The following is a 3,608-nucleotide window of genomic DNA, read 5'->3' as shown; positions in this document are numbered from 1 at the left end:
CAACTCAATTTTTCCGAGTTTCTCGACAACATACGTACTACAGTGTGATTGGTGAGAATAAACAGCATCAAGAAATTGGCGTCATTGTTAAGGATAAGTCGAAAAAGATAACAACCGTTCAAATGAAGAATGGCTTATCTGCTGCTGAGGTGCGTAATCTCGTTAAATCAAAATATCAGCCAAAGCGAATTACCAGTTTGGGCCTAGCCATTTATGAGCAGGTCCCAGTTTGGGAAGTAACCTTTACTGATAGGCAAGGTAATCTTAATTTAATTACCTTCCAATTCTCGGATGGAAAAGCAGTTCGAACCATCCAACACTTATAAGTTGATATTAATTAAGGGAGTTCATAGAGATGGATACAATTCGCATTGAAGACGCGAAAAACTATGTCGACCAAGAAGTTCGTCTAGGCGCTTGGTTACGTAACAAGCGTGGTTCAGGTAAGATGCAATTCTTGCAATTACGTGATGGTACGGCCTTCTTCCAAGGTGTTGTTTCAAAGGAAGCAGTTGGTGAAGAAATCTTCGCCAAGGCTAAGGCTTTGACACAAGAAACAAGCATGTACTTGATTGGAACGATTCGTGAAGACGAACGTTCACCATTCGGATACGAAATGCAAGTTAAGGATTTGACGGTAGTTGGTGAATCTGATGGTTATCCAATCACGCCAAAGGAGCACGGTACTGATTTCTTGATGGATCACCGTCACTTGTACCTACGTCACATCCAACCATTTGCAGTTTTGCGTATTCGTAATACAATCATTGCTGCAACTTATGAATTCTTCAACAAGGAAGGCTTCGTCAAGATTGATTCACCAATTTTGACAGGTTCAGCTCCTGAAGGTACGACCGAATTGTTCCACACGGAATACTTCGATACGGATGCCTACATGTCACAAACTGGTCAATTGTATGCCGAAGCAGGCGCAATGGCCTTTGGACGTGTCTTCACATTTGGACCAACGTTCCGTGCCGAGAAGTCAAAGACGCGTCGTCACTTAACTGAGTTCTGGATGATTGAGCCTGAAATGGCCTGGATGACACAAGATGACTCATTGGAAGTGCAAGAACGCTACATTGCCTACTTGATTCAAGCTGTTTTGGATCGTAACCAATACGAATTGGACTTGTTGGGTCGTGACAAGGAGTTGTTGCAATCATACACACAACTTCCTTATCCACGTGTTTCATACGATGACGCTATCAAGCTTTTGCAAGAAAACGACTTTGACGTTGAGTGGGGTGTTGACTTTGGTTCACCTGAAGAAACATTCTTGGCTAACCACTTTGCAAAGCCAGTCTTTATCACAAACTTCCCTAAGGAAATTAAGGCCTTCTACATGAAGCGCCACCCTGATCGTGACGACGTCGTTATCTCAGCTGACCTTTTGGCACCTGAAGGATACGGAGAAATCATTGGTGGATCTGAGCGTGATACAGATTACGATTACCTTGAGCAACGTATCAAGGAACAAGGTTTGGATTTGAAGGAATACTCATGGTACTTGGACTTGCGTAAGTATGGTTCTGTGCCACACTCAGGCTTCGGTCTTGGTCTAGAACGTGCTGTCACTTGGATTACTGGTGAAGAGCACATTCGTGAGGCAATTCCATTCCCACGCACGATGAACCGTTTGTGGCCATAAGCTAAAAATAAACCTAAAAAACCGGTACAATAACTGTATCGGTTTTTTAATCACAGATATTACTGCATAAAACGCGAAGGGAGACCGTTAATGACAACAGAACTAAATTGGACGGCCTACCTAAAAGCTGGCCAGACAACAATTAGTAACTATCTATTACAGCATTATCGCGACCTTGGGATGAGTAACGATGAATTTTTAGTTTTCGTACAAACCAAAGCCGGTATCGATCATGGCGAATTAGAACCCAGTACAACAAAAATTGGCGAAGCGCTTGGCTGGGAACCGCAACTTGTATTTGGGCACCTGGAATCATTACGTGCAAAAGGCTTGGTTAAATTCGTGAGCGTTCGCGACGGTAGTGGGCGAGTGACAACCCAACTTGATTTTGAACCTTTGTATACACAATTAATGCGTATTACAGGTGGGACAAAGCAAGCGGCTGCACAACGGGTTGAAGCCCAAGGTGAACCAGCCCAAACCAAGGATGATTTGAGTCGAGCAACGATTTACAACCTGATTGAACAAGAATTTGGCCGGCCATTAAGTCAAATGGAAATGGAAACGGTTAAAAACTGGTTTGATGTTGATCATTTCCAGCCCGAATTCATCAAAGCAGCCGTGCAGGAAGCTGTTTTGAATGCAGCCTTAAACTTACGTTATATCGAAACCATTTTGGTCGCTTGGCAAAAAAAGAACTACCATTCAATTAAAGAGGTTCGCCAAGAACGACAAAAACGCTCACAATTTAAGCAACTTAATCAAGAAGAACGCGTCAACATTCCAACCGATGTTGATATTCTTAACACTGATTGGTCGCAATTTAAGTAACAGAAAAGCCCTTTGGAAATATTCCAAAGGGCTTTTTCATTATCTTGAACTTTCTCGCGTCGCAGGTGCGCTACTGCTTGAAGCAGGCTGCGTTGATGACGCACTTGAACTTGGTGCATTCGAACTGCTACTTGCGGGTTGTGATTCGCTGTGAGAAGCACTTGATTCAACTTGTGAAGATGAGGTGCTTCGTTCTTCGGCACTTGATTCACTCGAAGAAGTAGGGGTTTCGCTTGCTGGTTGCTCTGTAGAGCTTTCAACTGGTGCAACCGATTGTTGAACAGTTTGTTGTTCACGTTGGACAGTTGGCGTGCGCGTTGTTGAAACAGCGCCTGTACCACCAATTGTCTTTTCGTTGGCCACATCAGCACCGACTACTTGGTATTCCTTGATACCATTGACCGTTACTTGACGGACGGTATCCGGCATCGTCCAATCAGAACCATCATCGCCACCCGACATAACATAATCCATCAAGGCTTTGTAAGCGTGAAGGGCAACGTATTGTTCTTCACCCTCAGCCAAGTAGTGGCCAGGCTCGTCTGGTTGATCATATCCAGTCCAAACTGAAATCGAAGCTGACTTGGTAAAGCCGGTGAACCAGGTATCGTGGGCTGCACCATCGGGAACATCAGCACCATCTGCATAACCAACAACACCAGTCTTACCAGCTTGACTATAGGCATTCGTATTGATCATCTTGGCATATGAGTCGGTAATAACTGACTTCATCATATTTGTTAACATGAAGGCCGTTGATGACTTCATCGCTGTTGAGCCGTCAGCCTTGTAGTCTTTCACAACGCCACTTTGTTCAGTAATCTTCGAAATGTATTGTGGCTTATAATAAGTACCACCGTTGGCAAACGCTGCATAAGCGGCAGCCAATTGTTCTGAAGATACGTCGATTCCAATGGCACTTGAACCAACCAACTTATCAGCCGGATAATCAATACCCAATTTCTTCAAGAATTCACTCGACTTAGTATAACCAACCTCTTGCAACGTGCGGATAGCCGGTAGGTTACGTGATTGCGCCAATGCATAACGCATGGTCATCGATCCCATGAACTTGTGATCCCAGTCATTCGGCTGAATATTTGTGCCAGGGTAGGTGTACGGTGTG

4 protein-coding genes are annotated in these 3,608 nt (G+C 44.1%); 3 read left to right on the top strand and 1 reads right to left on the bottom strand.

Annotated elements, in window-relative coordinates:
- From WEIDD23_RS01700 to WEIDD23_RS01690, 3 genes are all read left to right on the top strand, one after another.
- On the top strand, nt 1-326 hold a 326-nt coding region (locus WEIDD23_RS01700), incomplete at its 5' end, for a cell wall elongation regulator TseB-like domain-containing protein (RefSeq protein ID WP_347474440.1).
- A gap of 29 nt (nt 327-355) precedes the next feature.
- Nucleotides 356-1,651 (top strand): asparagine--tRNA ligase, encoded by a 1,296-nt coding sequence (gene asnS / locus WEIDD23_RS01695; protein ID WP_010374320.1) that lies wholly within the window; start codon nt 356-358, stop codon nt 1,649-1,651.
- A 90-nt stretch (nt 1,652-1,741) separates the two neighbouring features.
- Nucleotides 1,742-2,482, top strand: coding sequence for a DnaD domain-containing protein (locus WEIDD23_RS01690; RefSeq protein WP_010374324.1), 741 nt, complete (start codon nt 1,742-1,744; stop codon nt 2,480-2,482).
- Between the two features lie 39 nt (nt 2,483-2,521).
- Here WEIDD23_RS01690 and WEIDD23_RS01685 read toward each other — a convergent pair.
- Nucleotides 2,522-3,608 (bottom strand): penicillin-binding transpeptidase domain-containing protein (locus WEIDD23_RS01685; RefSeq protein ID WP_278279461.1); only part of this gene is annotated, 1,087 nt, incomplete at its 5' end.

It is taken from the genome of Weissella sp. DD23, assembly GCF_001579105.1.
GTDB classification, from domain to species: Bacteria; Bacillota; Bacilli; order Lactobacillales; family Lactobacillaceae; genus Weissella; species Weissella cibaria.
The sequence above is the reverse complement of the archived record's forward strand: the minus strand, read 5'-3'. Positions and strand labels throughout refer to the sequence as shown.

What these genes read in the sequence shown, in the direction of transcription:
- WEIDD23_RS01690 (WP_010374324.1), top strand. Translation starts at nt 1,742, where the DNA reads ATGACAACAGAACTAAATTGGACGGCCTACCTAAAAGCTGGCCAGACA.
- asnS (WP_010374320.1), top strand. Translation starts at nt 356, where the DNA reads ATGGATACAATTCGCATTGAAGACGCGAAAAACTATGTCGACCAAGAA.